This window comes from Streptomyces sp. NBC_00554, from assembly GCF_041431135.1.
Lineage (GTDB): Bacteria > Actinomycetota > Actinomycetes > Streptomycetales > Streptomycetaceae > Streptomyces.
This window is the reverse complement of sequence record NZ_CP107799.1, coordinates 2,809,422-2,831,578: the sequence shown is the minus strand read 5'-3', so window position 1 is coordinate 2,831,578 and position 22,157 is coordinate 2,809,422. Positions and strand designations below refer to the sequence as shown.

The 22,157-nt window shown below is 69.0% G+C and carries 22 protein-coding genes, 1 pseudogene and 1 riboswitch; of the genes and pseudogenes, 22 read left to right on the top strand and 1 reads right to left on the bottom strand.

Annotated elements, in window-relative coordinates; genetic code table 11:
- Window positions 1-98 precede the first annotated feature (98 nt).
- From rplS to OG266_RS12175, 12 genes and pseudogenes are all read left to right on the top strand, one after another.
- A complete protein-coding gene (rplS, locus tag OG266_RS12230; protein WP_266474611.1) occupies window positions 99-449 on the top strand; it encodes a 50S ribosomal protein L19 in 351 nt (116 codons plus the stop codon).
- Between the two features lie 45 nt (window positions 450-494).
- Window positions 495-1,211 carry a signal peptidase I gene (lepB, locus tag OG266_RS12225; RefSeq protein ID WP_266474609.1) on the top strand — a complete coding sequence of 239 codons (717 nt, stop codon included), beginning with the start codon at window positions 495-497 and terminating at the stop codon, window positions 1,209-1,211.
- Window positions 1,204-2,289: pseudogene (gene lepB, locus OG266_RS12220) on the top strand (signal peptidase I); the annotation flags it as partial. The gene lepB (OG266_RS12225) and the pseudogene lepB (OG266_RS12220), both read left to right, overlap by 8 nt.
- Complete coding sequence (gene lepB / locus OG266_RS12215) at window positions 2,180-3,109, top strand: signal peptidase I (protein ID WP_266474607.1); 930 nt, start codon at window positions 2,180-2,182, stop codon at window positions 3,107-3,109. The pseudogene lepB (OG266_RS12220) and the gene lepB (OG266_RS12215), both read left to right, overlap by 110 nt.
- A gap of 168 nt (window positions 3,110-3,277) precedes the next feature.
- The gene (gene lepB / locus OG266_RS12210; protein ID WP_266474605.1) at window positions 3,278-4,048 is read left to right on the top strand and encodes a signal peptidase I; all 771 of its coding nucleotides are present in this window, start codon (window positions 3,278-3,280) and stop codon (window positions 4,046-4,048) included.
- Between the two features lie 64 nt (window positions 4,049-4,112).
- Window positions 4,113-4,589 carry an NUDIX hydrolase gene (locus OG266_RS12205; RefSeq protein WP_266475063.1) on the top strand — a complete coding sequence of 159 codons (477 nt, stop codon included), beginning with the start codon at window positions 4,113-4,115 and terminating at the stop codon, window positions 4,587-4,589.
- Between the two features lie 55 nt (window positions 4,590-4,644).
- The gene (locus tag OG266_RS12200) at window positions 4,645-4,953 is read left to right on the top strand and encodes a DUF2469 domain-containing protein (protein ID WP_003965949.1); all 309 of its coding nucleotides are present in this window, start codon (window positions 4,645-4,647) and stop codon (window positions 4,951-4,953) included.
- A 151-nt stretch (window positions 4,954-5,104) separates the two neighbouring features.
- Window positions 5,105-5,479 carry a YraN family protein gene (locus OG266_RS12195; protein WP_266474604.1) on the top strand — a complete coding sequence of 125 codons (375 nt, stop codon included), beginning with the start codon at window positions 5,105-5,107 and terminating at the stop codon, window positions 5,477-5,479.
- The gene (locus OG266_RS12190) at window positions 5,479-7,104 is read left to right on the top strand and encodes a YifB family Mg chelatase-like AAA ATPase (RefSeq protein WP_326720427.1); all 1,626 of its coding nucleotides are present in this window, start codon (window positions 5,479-5,481) and stop codon (window positions 7,102-7,104) included. Before OG266_RS12195 ends, OG266_RS12190 begins: the two co-directional genes overlap by 1 nt.
- Window positions 7,101-8,246: a DNA-processing protein DprA gene (gene dprA, locus OG266_RS12185; protein WP_371545463.1), complete on the top strand. Its 1,146-nt coding sequence runs from the start codon at window positions 7,101-7,103 to the stop codon at window positions 8,244-8,246. The genes OG266_RS12190 and dprA overlap by 4 nt, the downstream gene beginning before the upstream one ends.
- A 271-nt stretch (window positions 8,247-8,517) precedes the next feature.
- The gene (whiG, locus tag OG266_RS12180) at window positions 8,518-9,360 is read left to right on the top strand and encodes an RNA polymerase sigma factor WhiG (RefSeq protein ID WP_266474600.1); all 843 of its coding nucleotides are present in this window, start codon (window positions 8,518-8,520) and stop codon (window positions 9,358-9,360) included.
- Between the two features lie 319 nt (window positions 9,361-9,679).
- Complete coding sequence (locus OG266_RS12175; RefSeq protein WP_266475062.1) at window positions 9,680-10,237, top strand: TetR/AcrR family transcriptional regulator; 558 nt, start codon at window positions 9,680-9,682, stop codon at window positions 10,235-10,237.
- Window positions 10,238-10,464: 227 nt separating this feature from the next.
- Here the strand turns inward: OG266_RS12175 and OG266_RS12170 are convergent, their stop codons facing one another.
- Window positions 10,465-11,106 carry a peptidoglycan DD-metalloendopeptidase family protein gene (locus tag OG266_RS12170; RefSeq protein ID WP_371545461.1) on the bottom strand — a complete coding sequence of 214 codons (642 nt, stop codon included), beginning with the start codon at window positions 11,104-11,106 and terminating at the stop codon, window positions 10,465-10,467.
- A 252-nt stretch (window positions 11,107-11,358) separates the two neighbouring features.
- Here OG266_RS12170 and rpsB point away from each other — a divergent pair, with 252 nt between their 5' ends.
- The 10 genes from rpsB (at window position 11,359) to OG266_RS12120 (ending at window position 22,145) form a co-directional block, all read left to right on the top strand.
- On the top strand, window positions 11,359-12,321 hold the full coding sequence (gene rpsB, locus OG266_RS12165) for a 30S ribosomal protein S2 (protein ID WP_371545459.1): 963 nt from the start codon (window positions 11,359-11,361) through the stop codon (window positions 12,319-12,321).
- Window positions 12,322-12,416: 95 nt separating this feature from the next.
- The gene (tsf, locus tag OG266_RS12160) at window positions 12,417-13,253 is read left to right on the top strand and encodes a translation elongation factor Ts (protein ID WP_266474593.1); all 837 of its coding nucleotides are present in this window, start codon (window positions 12,417-12,419) and stop codon (window positions 13,251-13,253) included.
- 190 nt (window positions 13,254-13,443) lie between these two features.
- Complete coding sequence (pyrH, locus tag OG266_RS12155; RefSeq protein WP_266474591.1) at window positions 13,444-14,214, top strand: UMP kinase; 771 nt, start codon at window positions 13,444-13,446, stop codon at window positions 14,212-14,214.
- A gap of 204 nt (window positions 14,215-14,418) precedes the next feature.
- A complete protein-coding gene (frr, locus tag OG266_RS12150) occupies window positions 14,419-14,976 on the top strand; it encodes a ribosome recycling factor (RefSeq protein ID WP_266474589.1) in 558 nt (185 codons plus the stop codon).
- Complete coding sequence (locus OG266_RS12145) at window positions 14,976-16,103, top strand: phosphatidate cytidylyltransferase (protein WP_371545454.1); 1,128 nt, start codon at window positions 14,976-14,978, stop codon at window positions 16,101-16,103. Before frr ends, OG266_RS12145 begins: the two co-directional genes overlap by 1 nt.
- 80 nt (window positions 16,104-16,183) lie before the next feature.
- Complete coding sequence (gene rlmN / locus OG266_RS12140) at window positions 16,184-17,290, top strand: 23S rRNA (adenine(2503)-C(2))-methyltransferase RlmN (protein WP_266474585.1); 1,107 nt, start codon at window positions 16,184-16,186, stop codon at window positions 17,288-17,290.
- Between the two features lie 34 nt (window positions 17,291-17,324).
- Window positions 17,325-17,443: riboswitch (TPP riboswitch) on the top strand.
- A 79-nt stretch (window positions 17,444-17,522) separates the two neighbouring features.
- The gene (locus OG266_RS12135; RefSeq protein WP_371545451.1) at window positions 17,523-18,602 is read left to right on the top strand and encodes a thiamine ABC transporter substrate binding subunit; all 1,080 of its coding nucleotides are present in this window, start codon (window positions 17,523-17,525) and stop codon (window positions 18,600-18,602) included.
- Window positions 18,578-20,254, top strand: a complete 1,677-nt coding sequence (locus OG266_RS12130; protein ID WP_371545448.1) for an ABC transporter permease — start codon at window positions 18,578-18,580, stop codon at window positions 20,252-20,254. Before OG266_RS12135 ends, OG266_RS12130 begins: the two co-directional genes overlap by 25 nt.
- Window positions 20,255-21,274, top strand: a complete 1,020-nt coding sequence (locus OG266_RS12125; protein WP_371545445.1) for an ABC transporter ATP-binding protein — start codon at window positions 20,255-20,257, stop codon at window positions 21,272-21,274.
- A gap of 61 nt (window positions 21,275-21,335) precedes the next feature.
- Entirely contained in the window at window positions 21,336-22,145 is an 810-nt protein-coding gene (locus OG266_RS12120) for a maleylpyruvate isomerase family mycothiol-dependent enzyme (protein WP_371545442.1), read from the top strand.
- Window positions 22,146-22,157 lie beyond the last annotated feature (12 nt).

Genomic DNA, 22,157 nt, shown 5'->3' with positions numbered 1-22,157 from the left:
CCACAGGGGGACACGACGCCCGCCCCGACGAAGACAGCACCTCTTTTGGAAACGACTTCCGTTGATGACCTGTGGCATCAGCGAAGAAAGCAGACGAAATGACCCACCTGCTCGACTCCGTCGACAGCGCCTCGCTGCGCACCGACGTCCCGGCCTTCCGCCCGGGTGACACCGTCAACGTCCACGTCCGCGTCATCGAGGGCAACCGCTCCCGTGTGCAGCAGTTCAAGGGCGTAGTCATCCGCCGTCAGGGCTCGGGCGTCCGCGAGACCTTCACGGTCCGCAAGGTCTCCTTCTCCGTGGGCGTCGAGCGCACCTTCCCGGTGCACACTCCGATCGTCGAGAAGATCGAGCTCGTCACCCGTGGTGACGTGCGTCGCGCCAAGCTGTACTACCTGCGCGACCTGCGCGGCAAGGCCGCGAAGATCAAGGAGAAGCGCGACAACTGAGCTCGCGGAGGTGCTCATATCGGAGCCGGATAGCATCTGGCTCCGATGAACACCGAAGCACAGCACACGGAGCGCGACCGCTCCTCCCGCCCTTGTGAGTCCGAGGAGATCTCGGACACGCAGGGACGGGAGGGACGGTCGCGTTTCGCGTTGGTGGCCCGCGCCGCAGACTGGCTCCCCGGCGGGCGGTTCACCCTCACCGCGCTCGTCTGCCTGCTCTTTCTGCTCCTTTTCAGCAGCTTCGTGATGCAGCCGTTCCAGATTCCCAGCGGTTCCATGGAGCAGGGATTGAGGATCGGGGACCGCGTTCTCGTAAATAAGTTGGCGTACCGTTTCGGTGCTGAGCCGCAGCGGGGCGACGTTGTTGTCTTCGACGGCACTGGGTATTTCGGAAACGCCGACTACATCAAGCGCGTTGTCGGTGTGGGGGGAGACCACGTGGTCTGCTGCGACAAGGAGGGGAGGCTCGAGGTGAACGGCCGGTCGGTCGACGAGTCGACGTTTCTGTACCCGGGGGACAGCCCGTCCGACGTGCCATTCGACGTCGTCGTGCCCGACGGCACCCTCTTCCTGCTGGGCGACCACCGTGGCGACTCCAGTGATTCCCGCGACCACCTGGGATCCCCCGGAGGCGGCATGATCCCCGTCGGCGAAGTCATCGGCAGAGCCGACTGGATCGCCTGGCCCTCGGACCACTGGACCCGGCTGACGCGCCCCGGTGCCTACGCGCGCGTGCCCGCCGCGGACGGTGCCCATGGGTAACCGCGGCCGACCGCGCGGAGTTTCCAGCCATCCCGCCGACAACCTGCTGCCCACCGGAACCCGGCGCGCCTCCGGCAGCGCGGGCCGCCCCAGCCGCGTGGAGCGGCGCAAGCTCGCGCGCAAGATCAAGCGGCGCAGGCGGCGTTCGACGGTCAAGGAGATACCTCTCCTCGTCGGCGTCGCGGTGCTCATAGCCCTGGTCCTGAAGACCTTCCTCGTCCAGGCCTTCGTGATCCCGTCGGGCTCCATGGAGAACACGATCCAGATCGGCGACCGTGTCCTGGTCGACAAGTTCACTCCGTGGTTCGGCTCCAAGCCCCAGCGAGGCGATGTTGTCGTCTTCCAGGACCCGGGTGGCTGGCTCACGGCGGAGGAGACCAAGAAGGCGGACGACCCCATCGTCGTCAAGCAGGTCAAGCAAGGGCTCACCTTCATCGGCCTGCTGCCGTCGGACAACGAGAAGGACCTCATCAAGCGGGTCGTCGGGGTCGGCGGCGACACGGTCAAGTGCTGTGACGCACAAGGGCGGATGACCGTCAACGGAACGCCGCTGAGTGAGCCGTACATCCTCGCCGGCGACAAGCCCTCCGACTTCGCGTTCGAGGTGAAGGTGCCCGAGGGGCGGCTGTGGGTCATGGGCGACCACCGGTCCAACTCCGCGGACTCCCGTTACCACCGCTCCGACAAGTACAAAGGCACCGTCTCCGAGGACTCCGTCGTCGGCCGGGCCATGATCATCGCCTGGCCCATCGGGAACTGGACGCGACTGAAGGAGCCGGGTACCTACGCGTCCGTCGCCGACGCGCCAAGTGGGTCGACTTCCGCTCTCCTTGCGTCGCATAGGGTGGCCCCTGCGGATCCAGACGGATTGATCCCGCTCCCGAGCCCTGCGGAACTCCCGCTCGTTATGGGAGTGGTGGGCCTGCGGCGAATCCGACGCGGGCTGCGGCACGGAGTGAGGAGTGGATGTGGGGGATGTGGCGGTCGGCGCACGGTCCGGACACGAGGGTCCCGAAGGGCGGCCGGAGCGGCCCGACGACTCGGCTGCCTCAGCTGTAGACGCCGAAAACTCCGAGAGCGGGTCCGCGGACGACAGCGCCGAGCAGGAGAGCGCCGAGCAGGACGCCAAGTCGACCAAGCAGCGCTCCTTCTGGAAGGAGTTGCCGATCCTGATCGGCATCGCCCTGGTGCTGGCGCTGCTCATCAAGACCTTCCTGGTACAGGCGTTCTCGATCCCCTCGGACTCGATGCAGAACACCCTCCAGCAGGGTGACCGCGTTCTGGTGGACAAGCTGACCCCATGGTTCGGCTCCGAGCCGGAGCGCGGCGAGGTCGTCGTCTTCCACGACCCCGACAACTGGCTGGCGGGCGAGCCCGTGGCCGACCCGAACGCCTTGCAGACGGTCCTCAGCTGGATCGGCCTCATGCCGTCCGCGGAGGAGAAGGACCTCATCAAGCGGGTCGTCGGGGTCGGCGGCGACACCATCGAGTGCAAGGGCACCGGACCGTTGACGGTCAACGGCAAGGCGCTGAACGAGCCGTACGTGTACCCGGGGAACACCCCGTGCAGCGTCGACGAGGACGGCGGTCAGTTCAAGGTCACCGTTCCCGAGGGCAAAATTTGGGTCATGGGTGACCACCGCCAGAACTCGCGGGACTCGCGCTACAACCAGACGGACAAGAACCACGGCATGGTCCCGGTCGACGAGGTCGTCGGGCGCGCCATCGTGAAGGCGTGGCCCATCAACCGCTGGGGCACCCTTCCGGTTCCGGACACCTTCGACCAGTCGGGCCTCAACAGCAAGGCGGCGGCCGCCATCACCTCGCCGGGTGCCGCGGCGCTCGTAGGTGCTGTGCCGCTGGTGCTGGTGCGGCGTCGGCGGAAGGCGTCCAAGTAACGCTCTGAAGCGTCCTTTTGGGGCCGGTGTGTTCGGATTCGTCCGAGCGCACCGGCCTTTTCGGCTGTACGGGCCTTCCGCCGTGCGGTGAGGAGTCGGTAAGGCCCGTGTGCGTGATCCGAACCATGGGCTGACCTCGGCCCGTACCCCCGGGTAGGGTGCGGATCCATGGGTGGCGAGAGCTCGACAGATACGGCCGCGCGCGGCGGCACACGCAACACCCCGGCGAGCGGCCGGACCGGAGAAGTGCTGTCCGGGGTCGCCGTCGCGCTGGGCCTTGCGCTGTTCCTCGGCGGGTTCGTCTGGGGGGCGGTGGTCTACCGGCCGTACACCGTGCCCACCAGATCGATGACGCCGACGATCAACGCGGGGGATCGTGTGCTGGCGCAGCGCGTCGACGGCGGCGAGATCCGGCGCGGTGACGTCGTCGTCTTCAAAGAGGCCAGCTGGGGCGACGTACCGATGGTCAAGCGCGTGGTCGCCGTCGGCGGCGACGAGGTCGCCTGTTGCACGGACGGGAAGCTGACCGTCAACGGGAAGCAGATCGAGGAACCGTATCTCCCCGAGGGCTCGGCGGCCGAGATCACGAGCATCCCGACCGTCACGGTTCCGGACGGCAACCTGTTCCTGCTCGGTGACGAGCGCACCGGCTCGCTGGACTCCACCGCCCACCTGACGGACGCCGCCAGCGGAACCGTGCCGCGCAGCGCCGTCGAGGGGCGGGTCGACGCCGTCGTCTGGCCCATGAACGGCATGCTCAAGAAACCGACCGGCTTCGAGACGCTGGGCAGCCTCTCCGAGCCGGGGCCGCTGCGCCTGATCGTCGGCGCGGTGGTGGCGGGCGCGGTGTTCGTCATGGGCGGGGCGGCGTACGGTCCGATCGCCAAGCGGGCGGGTCGGCGCGGCCGGGCCCGGACGGAGCTCGCCGGTGCCGGCTGAGGTGTCGTACGACGGGAGTCCCCACGACGGCGGGACCGGGGCCCCGGACGAGTACCGGGGCGGGCTGCGGAAGGTCTCCCGTGTGGTGCTGCTCGACCCCGACGAACGGATTCTGCTGCTGCACGGGCATGAGCCCGACGACCCCTCGGACGACTGGTGGTTCACGCCCGGCGGCGGTCTGGAGGGCGAGGAGACGCGCGAGGAGGCCGCACTGCGGGAACTCGCGGAGGAGACCGGTATCACCGAGGTCGAGCTGGGCCCGGTGCTGTGGCGGCGGATGTGCTCCTTCCCGTTCGCGGGGCGTCGCTGGGACCAGGACGAGTGGTACTACCTGGCCCGTACGACCCAGACGGTGACGGTTGCCGCCGGGCTGACGGAGCTGGAACGGCGCAGTGTCGCCGGAGCTCGTTGGTGGACGTGCCAGGAACTGACCGAGGCACATGAGACGGTGTATCCGACCAGACTCGCCGAGCTGCTGCGCAGGCTGCTCGACGAAGGTCCCCCGGCCACACCCGAGATCCTCGACACCGAAATCGTCTAGGGGCTCCCGGGGCTGGCGCACAATGGGGGGACGCACGGCTGAAGGGGAACATGCCATGAGCGCCGAGGACCTCGAGAAGTACGAGACCGAGATGGAGCTGAAGCTCTATCGGGAGTACCGCGATGTCGTCGGTCTGTTCAAATATGTGATCGAGACCGAACGGCGCTTCTACCTCACCAATGACTACGAGATGCAGGTGCACTCGGTCCAGGGTGAGGTGTTTTTCGAGGTATCCATGGCGGATGCCTGGGTGTGGGACATGTATCGGCCCGCTCGCTTTGTGAAGCAGGTGAGGGTGCTCACGTTCAAGGACGTGAATATCGAGGAGCTGAACAAGAGCGATCTGGAGCTGCCGGGCGGCTGATGACGCGGGACGGCTGTTGGTCGGGCGTCCGCTCGTGAGGCGGGCGCCCGCTCGTGTGGGTGACGGACTTATCCACAATCGGCCGCTCGTCAACCAAGATCCAATAGCGGGCTGAAATGGCCGCAATGTTGGCGCCGGAGGTGGTGCCGACATGAACACACGCAACGCACAACGCAGTGCACTCGGCAGGTACGGCGAGGATCTGGCCGCAAGGCGGCTGACCGAGACCGGGATGACGGTCCTGGCGCGCAACTGGCGCTCCGGCAGGGCCGGCGAGATCGACATCGTGGCCCGCGACGGCGACGCGCTGGTCGTCTGCGAGGTCAAGACCCGCAAGACGGGAGCCTTCGAACACCCGATGGCGGCCGTCACGCCGGCCAAGGCACAACGCCTGCGCGGCCTGGCCGAACGCTGGCTCCAGGAACACGGTGGAGCACCACCGGGCGGCGTCCGCATCGACCTGATCGGCGTTGTCCTCCCCGACCGCGGCGCGCCCGTGGTCGAGCACGCGCGGGGGGTGGCCTGATGGGATTCGCCCGTACGTGCTCAGTGGCCCTGGTCGGCGTCGAGGGCGTCGTCGTGGAGGTCCAGGCGGACCTGGAACCCGGTGTCGCGGCGTTCACCCTGGTGGGACTGCCGGACAAGAGCCTGACGGAGAGCAAGGACCGGGTCAGGGCCGCCGTGGTGAATTCCGGGGCGTCGTGGCCGCAGAAGAAGCTGACGGTCGGACTGAGCCCGGCTTCTGTCCCCAAGGGCGGCTCCGGGTTCGACCTCGCGGTTGCCTGCGCCGTGCTCGGTGCGTCCGAGCGGATCGATCCGCGGGTGCTCGCCGACATCGTGATGATCGGCGAGCTGGGGCTCGACGGACGGGTCCGGCCGGTGCGCGGTGTCCTGCCGGCGGTCCTGGCCGCGGCCGACGCGGGCTATGAGCAGGTGGTGGTGCCGGAGTGCGCTGCCGCCGAGGCCTCGCTCGTGCCGGGGGTCTCGGTGCTCGGGGTCCGCAGCCTGCGCCAGCTGATCGCCGTGCTCACGGACGAACCGGTGCCCGAGGAGGATCCGGACGAGCAGGGGCGGCCGGATCCGCTGCTGGCGGGACTGCGTATGCCGGGCACGGGAGAGGCGACCGGCCTGTGCGGCATGGCTGTGCCGGAACACGACCAGGGGCACGACCTCGCCGACGTGGTCGGCCAGATGTCGGCGCGCACCGCCATGGAGGTCGCCGCCGCCGGAGGGCACCACGTCTTTCTTCAAGGGCCGCCCGGCGCGGGCAAGACCATGCTCGCCGAGCGGATGCCTTCGCTGCTGCCGCGCCTCAGCAGGCAGGAATCCCTGGAGGTGACGGCGATCCACTCCGTGGCGGGTCTGCTGCCGCCGGGCAAGCCGATGGTCGACATCCCGCCGTACTGCGCGCCCCATCACTCGGCGACGATGCAGTCGCTCGTCGGCGGCGGCAAAGGGCTTGCCCGGCCCGGCGCGGTGTCCTTGTCGCATCGAGGTGTGCTCTTTCTGGACGAGGCGCCGGAATTCAGCAGCTTCGTGCTCGATGCCCTGCGGCAGCCCTTGGAGGCGGGGCATGTCGTGATCGCTCGCAGCGCCGGTGTCGTGCGTTTTCCGGCGAAGTTCCTGATGGTCCTCGCGGCCAACCCGTGTCCTTGCGGGCGCTTCAGCGTGGCGAACGACATGTGCGAGTGCCCGCCCTCTTCCGTCCGCCGGTATCAGGCCAGGCTCTCCGGGCCGCTCATCGACAGGATCGATCTGCGGGTCGAGGTCGAGCCGGTCACCCGGGCCGAACTGACTGCGGTCGGTGCCGTCGGCGAGTCGACACGGACGGTGGCCGACCGGGTGAGTGCCGCCCGTGAGCGTTCCGCAGCGCGGTTGGCCGGCACTCCGTGGCACACGAACAGCGAGGTGCCGGGACGCGAACTGCGCAGTCGCTGGCAGGCACTGCCGGGAGCGATGGACGACGCCGAGCGCGGGCTGGAACGAGGCGTGCTGACCGCGCGCGGCCTGGACCGGGTACTCCGCGTCGCCTGGACGGTGGCCGACCTCTCGGGACACGACAGGCCTGACGCCGGGGATGTGGCCCTGGCCCTGCAACTGCGCACCGGGGTCCCCCGAGGGGTGCCGATGATGATCGGTTCACCGGCATGACTTACGACGAACGTATGGCCCGCGTCGCCCTCGCGCGGGTCATCGAACCCGGTGACGAGCTCGGAGGGCGGTGGCTGCGGGAGTTCGGGGCGGCTGAGGTGGCGCGGCGGCTGGTGGAGGATCGGGAGCCGTTGCCCGGGGCGAGCGTGAGGCGGTGGGAGGGGCTCCGGGGGCGGGCCGCCGGGATGCGGCCGGAGCGGGATCTGGCCCAGGCGCAGGACGCCGGGGTGAGATTCATCTGCCCCGGTGAGCCGCAGTGGCCCGTGCAGCTCGACGATCTGGGCGATGCCCGGCCCACCGGGCTCTGGGTGCGGGGGTTGCCGAGCCTGCGGATATGGGCACTGCGTTCCGTCGCCGTCGTCGGAGCGCGGGCCTGCACCGAGTACGGCGCGCACATGGCGGCCACGCTGGGCGCGGGGCTCGCGGAGCGGGGCTGGGTGGTGGTGTCGGGGGGCGCGTACGGCGTGGACGGCGCCGCGCACCGGGGCGCCCTCGGGGCGGGCGGCGCCACCGTCGCCGTGCTGGCCTGCGGAGTCGACCGGCCCTACCCGCGCGGGCACACCCAGTTGATCACCAGAATCGCCGAACAGGGGCTGGTGGTGGGGGAGTTGCCACCCGGCGATCACCCCACTCCGAGCAGATTCATCCTCAGGAACAGGGTCATCGCCGCGCTCACCCGGGGGACCGTGGTCGTCGAGGCCGCGTATCGCAGCGGCGCGCTGGTCACGGCACGCGCGGCGCAGCGGCTCGGACGGTTCACGATAGGGGTGCCTGGCCCCGTCACCAGCGGGCTGTCGGCCGGGGTGCACGAACTGTTGCGCGGGGAAGCGGTCCTGGTCTCCGATGCCGCGGAAGTCGCCGAGCTGGTGGGCGACATAGGAGAGCTGGCCCCCGACCGGCGAGGGCCCGTGCTGCCGCGCGACCTGCTCGACCCGGGCGCGGGGCGGGTGCTGGCCGCGCTGCCGGCTCGCGGCCTGGTGGGAGCCGAGGAGGTCGCCCGTGACGCGGGGACCACGACGGACGAGGCGGTCGGGAGACTGTACGAACTCCGAGCACTTGGTTTCGTCGAACGACACGGCGACGGCTGGAAGTTGACACGCCAGGCAATGATCTCCGTCCGCGGTGATCGGAGCGAGTGTTGACCGAGCGTGTTCGGCCGTCCGGGCGAACGCCGACAGCCTTGGCAATTCCCGCAGTTGGCGTCTCCCGATGGTCACGCAGGGCGACCATCGGGAGTCCGGGGGACGCCCCGCGGAACGTCTCTGCGCAGGGGTGATCCGCCGCCCTTCGCGCACTGCGACGCTCCAGTCACGCTACGCTCACGGGGTTTCCGGCGCAGACAGGCAACTCGACATCAGACGGACAGCTCACCCAGGCATCCCCAGTTCACGGCAGAACGGCACAAGGCGACGAATGCCCCAGCACACCTCCGGGTCCGACCGGGCGGCGATCCCCCCCGCCGCCCGTGAAGGCCGCAGCGTGCGCCCGCCCGCTCCCTCGACGCTCGACGAGTTGTGGCGGTCGTACAAGTCGACGGGCGACGAGCGGCTGCGGGAGCAGTTGATCCTGCACTACTCGCCGTTGGTGAAGTACGTCGCGGGGCGGGTGAGCGTCGGTCTGCCGGCCAATGTGGAGCAGGCGGACTTCGTGTCCTCCGGGGTGTTCGGGCTGATCGACGCGATCGAGAAGTTCGACATCGAGCGGGAGATCAAGTTCGAGACGTACGCGATCACGCGGATCCGGGGCGCGATGATCGACGAACTGCGGGCGCTGGACTGGATTCCGCGGTCGGTGCGGCAGAAGGCGCGCAATGTGGAGCGGGCCTACGCGACGCTGGAGGCGCGGCTGCGGCGTACCCCGTCGGAGGGTGAGGTGGCCTCCGAAATGGGGATCGGAGTGGAGGAACTCCACGCGGTCTTCAGCCAGTTGTCGCTGGCGAACGTGGTGGCTCTGGAGGAGCTGCTGCACGTCGGTGGCGAGGGCGGTGACCGGCTGAGTCTGATGGACACCCTTGAGGACACCGCGGCGGACAATCCGGTGGAGGTCGCCGAGGACCGGGAGCTGCGGAGGTTTCTGGCGCGGGCGATCAACACGCTGCCCGACCGGGAGAAGACCGTGGTCACGCTCTACTACTACGAGGGGCTCACGCTCGCGGAGATCGGCAATGTGCTGGGTGTGACCGAGAGCCGGGTGAGTCAGATCCACACGAAGTCGGTGCTTCAGCTGCGGGCGAAGCTGGCCAGTTTCGGGCGCTGACGTCGACGGGGGAGGGCGCTGAATCGTCTCTGCCTCGCTCTCGCTCTCGCCTTCGCCCTCGCCCTCGCCCTCGTTTTCGACTTCGTCCTTCCCCTCGCCGTCGCCCTCGTCCCGTCCTTCCTCTCACCCTTGTCTCGTCTTTTGGCGTGGCCATTTCCCGCCCCTGTCCGGTCCTTTCCCGTCCTTGTCTCGGCTGCGGCTTCGCGCTGGCTTGTCCCCTTTTCGTCGTCGCTTCGAATCGTCGGGTCATCGGAGTGGCTGCCGTCCGGGGCGGTCCGTCCGTAAAGTGGTGGTCGTGCCAAGGATTCGAGCGGCCTCCGTGGCCGAGCACCGGTCGATGCAGCGAGCCGCCCTGCTGGACGCGGCGCGGTCCCTGCTGTCCGAGGGCGGGACGGAGGCGCTGACCTTCCCGGCTCTCGCCGAGCGCACGGGGCTTGCGCGGTCTTCCGTGTACGAGTACTTCCGGTCGCGGGCTGCCGTGGTCGAAGAGCTGTGCGAGGTCGACTTTCCGGTCTGGGCGGCGGAGGTGTCTGACGCGATGCAGCGGGCGGAGACCTCGGAGGCCAAGGTCGAGGCGTATGTCCGGCAGCAGCTGGCCCTTGTCGGGGACCGGCGGCACCGGGCCGTGGTGGCCATCTCCGCGAGCGAGCTCGATGCCGGGGCCCGGGAGAAAATCCGGGCGGCTCATGGTGGGCTTGTCGCGATGATCGTTGAGGCGCTCGGGGAGCTGGGGCATGCGGAGCCGCGGTTGGCGGCGATGCTTCTCCAGGGTGTGGTGGATGCGGCTGTGCGGCGGATTGAGCTGGGGGCGGCGGAGGATCCGGGCTCCATTACCGACGCTGCGGTTGCTATGGCTCTGCGGGGGGTTCGGGGCTGAGCCCTCTGTTGCCAGCCTGGTGATGGGGCTGGTGTCGGGGGTGGGTCGCGCAGCCCGGCGCTTGCGGGGTGCCGCTGTGCCCACCCGTGCCGCCCCTAGCGGCACGCATGCCCACAGCTAGGGCGGTTGTAGGGCGGCCGCATGCCCGCAGCGGGGGTGGTTGCAGGGCGGGCGCATGCCCACGGCGAGAGCGGTTGTGGCGGCACGCGTGTCTACAGCGGAGGTGGCTACGGCTTTACCCCGGCCACCGGCAGCAAGCGGGACGGCCCCCTGCTCAGTAGCCAAGGTGGGAGTAGTGACAGTGGGTCCAGGTAGGTCTTTCCTCTGAGTAGGCCCCAGTGCAGGCATGACGTCGGGCAGTGGGGGCTGCCTGGTTCCACGGCGCCCAGTACCTCGCCCGCCGCGACTTCGGCGCCCTTCTCCACCGTTGCCCGCACCGGACCGTATGTCGTGCGCAGAGGTGGGGTGCCCGTGGCGGTCAGCTCCACTGAGACCACTCCGCGTCCCGCGACTCTGCCCGCGAACGACACCCGGCCCGGTGCGACGGCCCGTACCGGTGTGCCGGGAGCCGCCGTGAGGTCCACGCCCCGGTGACCTCGGCCGTATGTCGTCACCGGCGGTTCCCAGCCCCGTAGGACCAAGGGACGTACGCCCACGGGCCACGCGCGGGCCACAGCCGGGACCGCCGGATCGGCTCCCGGAACGCCTGAAGGTTCCCGTGGTCCCGTGGGGCCCGGCGGTGCGGGTCCGGTCGTACGTGCCAAGGCGGACGGGGTCAGGGATCCCAGGACGGTCACCGTCAAACCCAGCAGCAGGCCCAGCCATGTACGCAGACATCGTTTCGCTCGCATGCGAGAACCGTCCCGCATCGGGCGGATCATGGCTGGGATCTGTGGAGCACCGGCCGGTTGTGGACAGCGGCGTCACCCGGTGCCTCTCGGGTCCCGTACACTTCTGGTGGCGATCCGGGCGACCGGGTCGACTTCGCACGCCCCGACATCAGGCCATGAAACAGCCGGTGTCAGCGCCTCTCGGTCCCTAGTGGCAAGGCGCAAGCGGGCGTCAGGCGCGAGTGCCGTCCGGCACGCGCGGCACAACCGAGAACACCAAGGAGAACGGCCATGGCCGTCGTCACGATGCGGGAGCTGCTGGAAAGCGGCGTCCACTTCGGTCACCAGACCCGTCGTTGGAACCCGAAGATGAAGCGCTTCATCTTCACGGAGCGCAACGGCATCTACATCATCGACCTGCTCCAGTCGCTGTCGTACATCGACCGCGCCTACGAGTTCGTCAAGGAGACCGTCGCCCACGGCGGCACGGTCATGTTCGTCGGCACGAAGAAGCAGGCGCAGGAGGCTATCGCCGAGCAGGCCACCCGCGTCGGCATGCCCTACGTCAACCAGCGCTGGCTGGGCGGCATGCTCACCAACTTCTCGACCGTCTACAAGCGTCTGCAGCGCCTCAAGGAGCTCGAGCAGATCGACTTCGAGGACGTCGCCGCGTCGGGTCTCACCAAGAAGGAGCTTCTCGTGCTCTCGCGCGAGAAGGCCAAGCTGGAGAAGACCCTCGGTGGTATCCGCGAGATGCAGAAGGTGCCCAGCGCCGTCTGGATCGTGGACACCAAGAAGGAGCACATCGCGGTCGGTGAGGCCCGGAAGCTCAACATCCCGGTCGTCGCCATCCTCGACACCAACTGCGACCCCGACGAGGTCGACTACAAGATCCCGGGCAACGACGACGCGATCCGCTCCGTCACCCTGCTCACCCGCGTGATCGCCGACGCCGTCGCCGAGGGCCTCATCTCCCGTTCCGGTGCCGGCAAGGCCGCCGAGGGTGACAAGGCCGCGGGCGAGCCGCTCGCCGCGTGGGAGCGCGACCTGCTCGAGGGCGAGAAGAAGGCCGACGACGCCGAGGCTCCGGCCGCCGAGGTCCAGACCTCCGCCGAGACCGAGAAGGTTGCCGACGCCGAGCAGGCCGAGGTTGTCGCTGAGGCTCCGGTCGCCGAGGCGCCCGCCGCCGAAGCCCCGGTCGCCGAAGCCCCGGTCGCCGACGAGGCCCCCGCCGCGGACGCCGAGCAGGCCTGACCCCTCACCCCTTCGGGTTCTGAACGGCGGGGGCTCACCAAGCCCCCGCCGTTCGGCCCGTAGATCTTCAGACTTCGAGAGAGATTCCAGGAATCATGGCGAACTACACCGCCGCCGACGTCAAGAAGCTCCGTGAGCTCACCGGCGCCGGCATGATGGACTGTAAGAAGGCGCTGGACGAGGCCGACGGCAACGTCGACAAGGCCGTCGAGGCGCTGCGGATCAAGGGCCAGAAGGGCGTCGCCAAGCGCGAGGGCCGCTCCGCCGAGAACGGCGCTGTGGTCTCGATCATCGCCGACGACAACTCCTCCGGTGTCCTGGTCGAGCTGAAGTGCGAGACGGACTTCGTCGCCAAGGGCGAGAAGTTCCAGGCCGTCGCCAACCAGATCGCCGAGCACGTCGTCAAGACCTCCCCGGCCGACCTCGAGGCGCTGCTCGCGTCCGAGATCGAGTCCGGCAAGACGGTTCAGGCGTTCGTCGACGAGGCCAACGCCAACCTGGGCGAGAAGATCGTCCTGGACCGCTTCGCGGACTTCTCCGGCGCCTACGTCGCCTCGTACATGCACCGCACCATGCCCGACCTGCCCCCGCAGATCGGTGTCCTGGTCGAGCTGGACAAGGCCAACGCCGAGCTCGCCCGCGGTGTCGCGCAGCACATCGCCGCCTTCGCGCCGAAGTACCTCTCCAAGGAGGACGTTCCGGCCGAGGTCGTCGAGTCCGAGCGCCGCGTCGCCGAGGAGACCACCCGCGCCGAGGGCAAGCCCGAGGCCGCCCTTCCGAAGATCGTCGAGGGTCGCGTCAACGGCTTCTTCAAGGACGCCACCCTTCTCGGTCAGCCGTACGCGCTGGACCCGAAGAAGTCCGTCCAGAAGGTCCTGGACGAGGCCGGTGTCACCCTGAAGCGCTTCGTGCGCATCAAGGTCGGCATCTGAGTCCGTACCGCGATCGACGCCCGACCCCGCTAGGGTCGACAGCAGTCGTCCGCGTACGTGGGCACGCGCGCGTGCGTGTCGGACGACAGCAGATCTGACGAGGAGGCCATTGCCGAGCATGGGATGCGAACAACACCCCACCGGCAATGGCCTTCTTTGTATGTGTGACACGTAAAGAGGCGAGAGACCCATGACCACCACGCAGGCCGACAAGGGCGAGAAGACCGACGACGGCAAAGGCACGGGACGCTTCATGCTGAAGCTTTCCGGCGAGGCGTTCGCCGGTGGCGGCGGACTGGGCGTCGACCCCGACGTGGTGCACAAGATCGCCCGCGAAATCGCGGCCGTCGTGCGCGGCGGCGCCCAGATCGCGGTCGTCATCGGCGGCGGCAACTTCTTCCGCGGCGCCGAACTCCAGCAGCGCGGCATGGACCGGGCGCGCTCCGACTACATGGGCATGCTCGGCACGGTCATGAACTGCCTGGCCCTCCAGGACTTCCTGGAGAAGGAAGGCATCGACAGCCGTGTCCAGACCGCCATCACCATGGGGCAGGTCGCCGAGCCGTACATCCCGCTGCGCGCCGTACGGCACCTGGAGAAGGGCCGTGTGGTCATCTTCGGCGCCGGTATGGGCATGCCGTACTTCTCCACCGACACCACCGCCGCGCAGCGCGCCCTGGAGATCGACGCCGAGGCCCTGCTGATGGGCAAGAACGGTGTCGACGGGGTCTACGACTCCGACCCGAAGACCAACCCCGAAGCGGTTAAGTTCGACTCGCTCAGCTACGGCGAGGTCATCACCCGCGACCTCAAGGTCGCCGACATGACCGCCATCACGCTGTGCCGGGACAACAAGCTGCCCATCCTGGTCTTCGAGCTTCTGACGGAGGGCAATATCGCGCGGGCCGTCAAGGGTGAGAAGATCGGCACACTCGTGGGTGAACACAGCAGCCGGGCCTGACGGGAACCGACTCCGACAGGGGTCGAACCCGGACCGGGCAAGGACCCTGATCGGGGACGGGCCCCGACCGGGTACGGACCCTGACCGGGGGATGGACAATGTCCTGCCGGTCCGGAACCGTGCAGGAATAAGACGCGACGCAGCCGGCTGCCACCCCTACGAGGAACAGCTGCCGGGCCTACTCAAGACACGCAGGAGCAAGTGGTGATCGAAGAGACCCTCCTCGAGGCCGAGGAGAAGATGGAGAAGGCCGTCGTGGTCGCCAAGGAGGACTTCGCCGCGATCCGCACCGGCCGTGCGCACCCGGCGATGTTCAACAAGATCGTGGCCGACTACTACGGCGCGCTGACGCCGATCAACCAGCTGGCCTCGTTCTCGGTGCCCGAGCCGCGTATGGCGGTGGTGACCCCGTTCGACAAGAGCGCGATGCGCAACATCGAGCAGGCGATCCGCGATTCCGACCTGGGTGTCAACCCGAGCAACGACGGCAACATCATCCGGGTGGTGTTCCCGGAGCTGACCCAGGAGCGCCGCAAGGAGTACATCAAGGTCGCCAAGACCAAGGGTGAGGACGCCAAGATCTCGATCCGCTCCGTCCGCCGCAAGGCGAAGGAGACCATCGACAAGCTGGTCAAGGACGGCGAGGTCGGCGAGGACGAGGGCCGCCGTGCGGAGAAGGAACTCGACGACACCACGGCGAAGTACGCCGCCCAGGTGGACGAGCTCCTCAAGCACAAGGAAGCGGAGCTGCTCGAGGTCTGATGAACGACTCTTCCTGGGGGGCGCCGCCACAAGCCGGGTACTGGGGGCCGTCCGAGCAGGGGCCTGTCCAGGGGGCTGCCCCGGCGGGTCCCACGTACGATGCGTATGACGCGCAGCACACTCGGCCCATGCCCATCGTGCCCGACGTACCCGCACATGGCGGAGACCAGGATGACGACCGGGGGGCCGCTCGGCTGAGCGGTCCCCTGTTCCGCGACGACACACCGGCGACGGCGCCCTACGGGGACTCGTCGCAGAAGCCGCAGGAGCCCATGCCCAGCGCCCCACAGCCCGCCCCCGCACCGCAGAAGAAGAGCGCGGGACGCGACTTGGGCGCGGCCATAGGGGTGGGCGTCGGGCTCGGCGCGGTGATCGTCGCGTCGTTGTTCATCGTCAAAGCCGTGTTCATCGGCGTGATAGCGGTAGCCGTGGTGGTGGGGCTGTGGGAGCTCACGTCACGGCTCCAGGAGCGCAAGGGCATCAAGGCGCCCCTCGTGCCACTGGCGCTCGGCGGTGCCGCGATGGTCGTCTCCGGTTACGTCCGGGGTGCCGAGGGCGCTTGGGTGGCGATGGCGCTCACCGCACTGGCCATCCTGGTCTGGCGTATGACGGAGCCCCCCGAGGGCTACCTGAAGGACGTCACGGCCGGCGTTTTCGCGGCCTTCTACATCCCGTTCCTGGCCACCTTCGTCGCGCTGATGCTCACGGCCGACGACGGCTCCTGGCGGGTGCTCACGTTCCTGCTGCTCGCCGTGGTCAGCGACACCGGCGCGTACGCGATCGGCTGGCGCTTCGGCAAGCACAAGCTCGCGCCGCGCATCAGCCCCGGCAAGACCCGCGAGGGCCTGGTCGGAGCGGTCACCTTCGCGATGGCGGCGGGCGCGCTGTGCATGGAGTTCCTGATCGACGACGGCACCTGGTGGCAGGGCCTGCTCCTCGGCCTCGCGGTCGCGGCCAGCGCCACGCTGGGTGACCTCGGCGAGTCCATGATCAAGCGGGACCTGGGCATCAAGGACATGGGCACGCTGTTGCCGGGCCACGGCGGCATCATGGACCGGCTGGACTCGCTTCTGCCCACGGCTCCGGTCGTGTGGCTGCTGCTGGTGATCTTCGTCGGGTCCGGCTGACCTGCGGTTTTATCGGTTGGGGGCTCGTTGTCCACAGGGCGGCGAGTCCCCCTCCGTATGTCTGCGACACTGGTACAGCCATGCCTAAGCCCGGAGAACTCACATTCGTCGCCCCGCGCGGAGCCAAGAAGCCGCCGCGGCATCTCGCCGATCTCACGCCTGCCGAGCGTAAAGAGGCGGTTGCCGCGATCGGTGAGAAGCCGTTTCGTGCCAAGCAGCTGTCGCAGCACTACTTCGCGCGGTACGCGCACGACCCCGCGGAGTGGACGGACATCCCGGCCGCCTCGCGCGGGAAGCTTCAGGAGGCGTTGCTTCCTGAGCTGATGACGGTCGTGCGGCATCTGTCGACCGACCAGGAGACCACGCGCAAGACGCTGTGGCGGCTCTTCGACGGCACGCTCGTCGAGTCCGTGCTGATGCGGTACCCGGACCGGGTGACCATGTGCATCAGCTCGCAGGCCGGGTGCGGGATGAACTGCCCGTTCTGTGCGACCGGGCAGGCCGGGCTGGACCGGAATCTCTCCACCGGCGAGATCGTGCACCAGATCGTGGACGGTATGCGGGCGCTCAGGGATGGGGAGATCCCGGGCGGTCCGTCGCGGCTCAGCAACATCGTCTTCATGGGCATGGGTGAGCCGCTCGCCAACTACAAGAGGGTGGTCGGCGCGATCCGTGCGCTGACCGACCCCGAGCCCGACGGGCTCGGCCTCTCGCAGCGTGGCATCACCGTGTCGACCGTCGGGCTTGTCCCGGCGATCAACCGGTTCTCCGACGAGGGCTTCAAGTGCCGCCTCGCCATTTCTCTCCACGCGCCGGACGACGAGCTGCGCGACACCCTCGTACCCGTGAACACGCGGTGGCAGGTGCGGGAGGTGCTGGACGCCGGCTGGGAGTACGCGGCCAAGTCGGGGCGCCGGCTCTCCATCGAGTACGCGCTGATCAGGGACATCAACGACCAGGCGTGGCGTGGTGACCGGCTCGGGCGGATGCTCAAGGGCAAGCCCGTGCATGTCAATCTCATCCCGCTGAACCCGACCCCGGGTTCGAAGTGGACCGCCTCGCGGCCCGAGGACGAGAAGGCGTTCGTCGAGGCGATCGCGGCCCACGGGGTGCCGGTCACCGTCCGGGACACCCGTGGTCAGGAGATCGACGGGGCCTGCGGTCAGCTCGCGGCCACCGAGCGGTAACCTGGCTGGGAACAACCGCACAATCCACATCTTCATATTCCGACAGGGGAGCGCCACAGCGCTGAGAGTGCGGTAGCCGGGTCACCGGTGGGCCGCAGACCCTCAGAACCTTGCCCAGGTCATTCTGGGTAGGAAGTTCGGTCAATACTCAAGCTGTTGCGCCCTGCCCGGGAACTCTCAGGGGTTCCCGGGCAGGGCCGCGTCTCTTCCTGGTCATCCCAGGAGGAAATCAGTGAGCAAGAAGAGGACGATCACGGCCGTCGTTGTCGGCCTGGGGCTGGTCACGCTGTCCGCGTGCGGCTCGTCCGGCAGCGGGAGCAGTGACGCTGACTCCAAGACCGTCACCCTCGTCAGTCATGACTCCTTCACCTACTCCAAGGACGTGCTGAGCGCCTTCGAGAAGGAGTCCGGGTACACCGTCAAGGTCCTCAAGGACGGCGACGCCGGGCAGGCCGTCAACAAGGCGATCCTCACCAAGGACAATCCGCAGGGCGACGTCTTCTTCGGCGTCGACAACACCCTGCTGTCCCGCGCGCTCGACAACGGGCTGTTCCAGTCGTACGAGGCCAAGGGCTCGGACCTGATCCTCCCGGAGTACCGGGTCGACGAGGACAAGCACCGGGTCACGCCCATCGACTCGGGTGACATCTGCGTCAACTACGACAAGGCCTACTTCAGCGAGCACAAGCTGACGCCGCCGCAGTCCTTCGACGACCTGATCAAGCCCGAGTACAAGAACCTCCTCGTCACCGAGAACGCCTCCACGTCCTCGCCCGGCCTCGGCTTCCTGCTCGGGACCGCCGCGAAGTACGGCGACGACGGCTGGCAGGACTACTGGACGAAGCTCAAGGCCAACGGCGTCAAGGTCGTCGACGGCTGGGAGCAGGCGTACAACGAGGAGTTCTCCGGCTCGGCCGGGGGCAAGAAGGCCAAGGCGGACCGGCCGCTCGTCGTCTCGTACGCCTCCTCGCCGCCCGCCGAGGTCATCTACGCCGACCCGAAGCCGACGACCGCGCCGACCGGCGTCGCGACCGGCACCTGCTTCCGGCAGGTCGAGTACGCGGGGCTGCTGAGCAACGCGAAGAACACCAAGGGCGGCGAGGCGCTCATCGACTTCCTGATCACGAAGCAGTTCCAGGACGACATGCCGCTGAACATGTTCGTGTACCCGGTGGTGGAGGGCGCGAAGGTGCCGGCCGAGTTCACGGAGTTCGGTCCGCAGGCCAAGGACCCCGAGACCATGGCCCCCGCCAAGATCGCCGACAACCGTGACCAGTGGGTCAAGTCGTGGACCTCGCTCGTACTGAAGTAACGCCCCGGGCGCGTAAGAAGTCCCGTCGGGGAGACGCGGCGCGGTTCGGGCTCATGGCCCTGCCCGTCGCGTTCTTCGGCGTCTTCTTCGCCTACCCGGTCGCGGCGATCGTGGCCCGTGGTCTCAAGGTCGACGGGGTCTGGCAGTTCGGGCGGATCTGGGATGTGCTCGCGCAGTCCGACATCCGGCACGTCCTGTGGTTCACCACTTGGCAGGCGCTCGCGTCGACGGCGCTCACGCTGCTGATCGCGCTCCCCGGCGCGTATGTCTTCGCGCGCTTCGATTTCAGGGGCAAGCAGGTTCTGCGGGCGGTGGTGACCGTGCCGTTCGTGCTGCCGACGGTCGTCGTCGGTACGGCGTTCCTTGCGCTGGTCGGCCGGGGCGGGCTTCTGGACGAGCTGTGGGGCGTACGACTGGACACGACGGTCTGGGCGATCCTGCTCGCGCATGTCTTCTTCAACTACGCGGTCGTCGTCCGCACGGTCGGCGGGCTGTGGTCGCAGCTCGACCCGCGTCAGGAGGAGGCCGCGCGGATGCTCGGCGCCTCCCGACTCGCGGCCTGGCGCAAGGTGACGCTGCCGGCCCTGAGCCCGGCCGTGGCCGCCGCCGCGCTGATGGTCTTCCTCTTCACCTTCACCTCCTTCGGTGTCGTGCAGATCCTCGGCGGTCCCACCTTCTCGACCCTCGAAGTCGAGATCTACCGGCAGACCTCGGAGATCTTCGACCTCTCCACGGCGGCGGTGCTGACGATCATCCAGTTCGTGGCGGTGGGCGCGATCCTCGCCGTGCACGCCCGGACCGTACGGCGTCGGGAGACCGCTCTGCGTCTGGTGTCCCCGGAGGTGACCGCACGCAGGCCGCGCGGGGTCGGGCAGTGGGCGCTGCTCGCCGGTGTGCTCGCGAGCATCGCCGTGCTGCTCGTGCTGCCGCTCGGCGTGCTGGTCCAACGGTCCCTGGACGCGCCCGACTTCGGGTACTACAGGGCACTGACCTCCGACGACAGCGGCATCTTCCTAGTTGCGCCGATCGAGGCGATCGGCAACTCGCTGCAGTACGCGCTCGCCGCCACCGCCATCGCCGTACTCATCGGCGGTCTGGCGGCCGCCGCCCTCACCCTGCGTGCGGGCCGGCTCGTGCGCGGCTTCGACGCGCTGCTGATGCTGCCGCTGGGTGTGTCGGCGGTGACCGTCGGGTTCGGGTTCCTGATCGCGCTCGACGAACCGCCGCTGAATCTCAGGAGCAGTTGGATCCTGGTGCCGCTCGCGCAGGCGCTGGTCGGTGTCCCCTTCGTCGTACGGACGATGCTGCCCGTGCTGCGGGCGGTGGACGGGCGGTTGCGGGAGGCGGCGGCGGTGCTCGGGGCGTCGCCGTGGCGGGTGTGGCGCGAGGTCGATCTGCCGATGGTGCGGCGGGCGCTGCTGGTGGCGGCCGGGTTCGCCTTCGCGGTGTCGCTTGGTGAGTTCGGGGCGACCGTCTTCATCGCGCGGCCCGACAACCCGACGCTGCCGGTCGCCGTGGCCCGGCTGCTCGGGCGTGCGGGTGACCTCAACTACGGCCAGGCGATGGCCCTTTCGACGATCTTGATGGTGGTGTGCGCGGTGTCGCTGCTGCTGTTGGAGCGGGTACGGACCGACCGGACCGGGGAGTTCTAGATGCTGCTGAGCCTTGAGACCGCGACCGTGCGCTTCGGCGGGCGGGCGGTGCTCGACGCCGTCGACCTCGCGGTCGCCGAGCACGAGATCGTGTGTGTGCTGGGGCCGAGCGGCAGCGGCAAGTCGACGCTGCTGAGGGCGGTGGCCGGGCTCCAGGCGCTCGAAGCAGGCCGGGTGCTCCTCGACGGCCGTGACCAGGCGGGGGTGCCCGCACACAAGCGGGGCGTCGGCCTGATGTTCCAGGACCACCAGCTCTTCCCGCAGCGGGACGTGGGCGGCAATGTCGCCTTCGGGCTGCGGATGCATGGGTCGAGCAAGGGCGAACAGGCGGTGCGGGTACGGGAGTTGCTGGAGCTCGTCGGGTTGCCGGGCGCCGGACACCGGGCCGTCGCCGCGCTCTCCGGTGGTGAGCAGCAGCGGGTCGCGCTGGCCCGTGCCCTGGCTCCGCGCCCCCGTCTGCTGATGCTCGACGAGCCGCTCGGGCAGCTCGACCGCTCGCTGCGTGAACGTCTCGTCGTCGAACTCCGGGAGCTTTTCGGCGAGTTGGGTACGACCGTGCTCGCCGTCACGCACGACCAGGGTGAGGCCTTCGCGCTCGCCGACCGGGTCGTGGTGATGCGTGACGGACGAATCGCCCAGTCCGGTACGCCACTTGAGGTCTGGCAGCACCCCGCTGACGAGTTCGTGGCGCGCTTCCTCGGCTTCGACAACGTGGTGGACGCGAGGGTGAGCGGGGAGCTCGCCGACACTCCGTGGGGGAAGGTTCCGGTGCCGGAGGACACCCCCCAGGGGCCGGGCACGCTGCTCGTGCGGCCCGCGGGCGTACGGCTGGTGGACGCGGCGGAGGGGCTGCGCTGCACCGTTGCCGCACGCACCTTCCGGGGCACCCATGTCGCCGTACAGCTGCAGCCGGAGGACGCGCCCCGGCTCGAAGCGGCGTGCACGCTCAGGGACGCGCCGGAGCCCGGCGACCGGGTCGGGGTCGAGTTCGACGCGGCTGAGATCGTCGTCCTGGGCTGACGTCCCGGCGCCGCCGAAATTGCCGTACTCGAGGAGCCACCCGCCGCATAGGGTGCGGCTCATGACGCTACTCGGACCGCTCGGGCATGACCGCTACTGCGATGCGATCGAGACGCAGGTGCGGCAGTTGAGGGACGTGGTGACCTCGGACGGTGTCGTGCTGTCCGCGACCGTGCCGACCTGCCCTGACTGGTCGCTGGAGCAGCTCGTACGGCACACGGGCGGTGCATTGCGCTGGGCCGAGCTCCTGGTCCGTACGAGGGCGCAGGAGAACGTCCCAGAGGGGGCTGTGCCTTTGGCCGGGGGCCCGGAGGCCGAGAGTGATGCCGCCGCCCTGGACGCCTGGCTTGCGGAGACCGGCGAGATGCTCGTCCGCACGCTGCGGGAGGCGGGGCCCGACACGCGTGTGTGGGCGTGGGCCGGGGTGCACGACTCCGGTTTCTGGGCGCGCCGGATGACGCACGAGCTGGTGATCCACCGTGCCGACGCGACGCTGGCCGCCGGGCTGCCGTACGAGGTCGACCCGGATGTGGCCGCCGACGCGATCGACGAATGGCTGGGGATCGTGGAGTACGTGCAGCGGACGGAGCCGCACGACGCGGCGGCGGAGTTGCGCGGCTCCGGTCGCAGCATTCACCTCCACGCCACCGACACCGCCCCCGAACTGAACGCCGAGTGGGTCGTCGAGCTCACCGAGAAGGGGGTCGTCTGGCGCCGGGGTCACGAGAAGGCGACCGTTGCGCTGCGGGGCCCGCTGACCGACGTACTGCTGGGCTTCTACCGCCGACTGCCGCTGGACGGCGGGAAGTTGGAGGTGCTGGGGGAGCGGGAGCTGCTGGAATTCTGGCTGGAGCGGGCGACGTTCGAGTAGCCGCTCACCCGC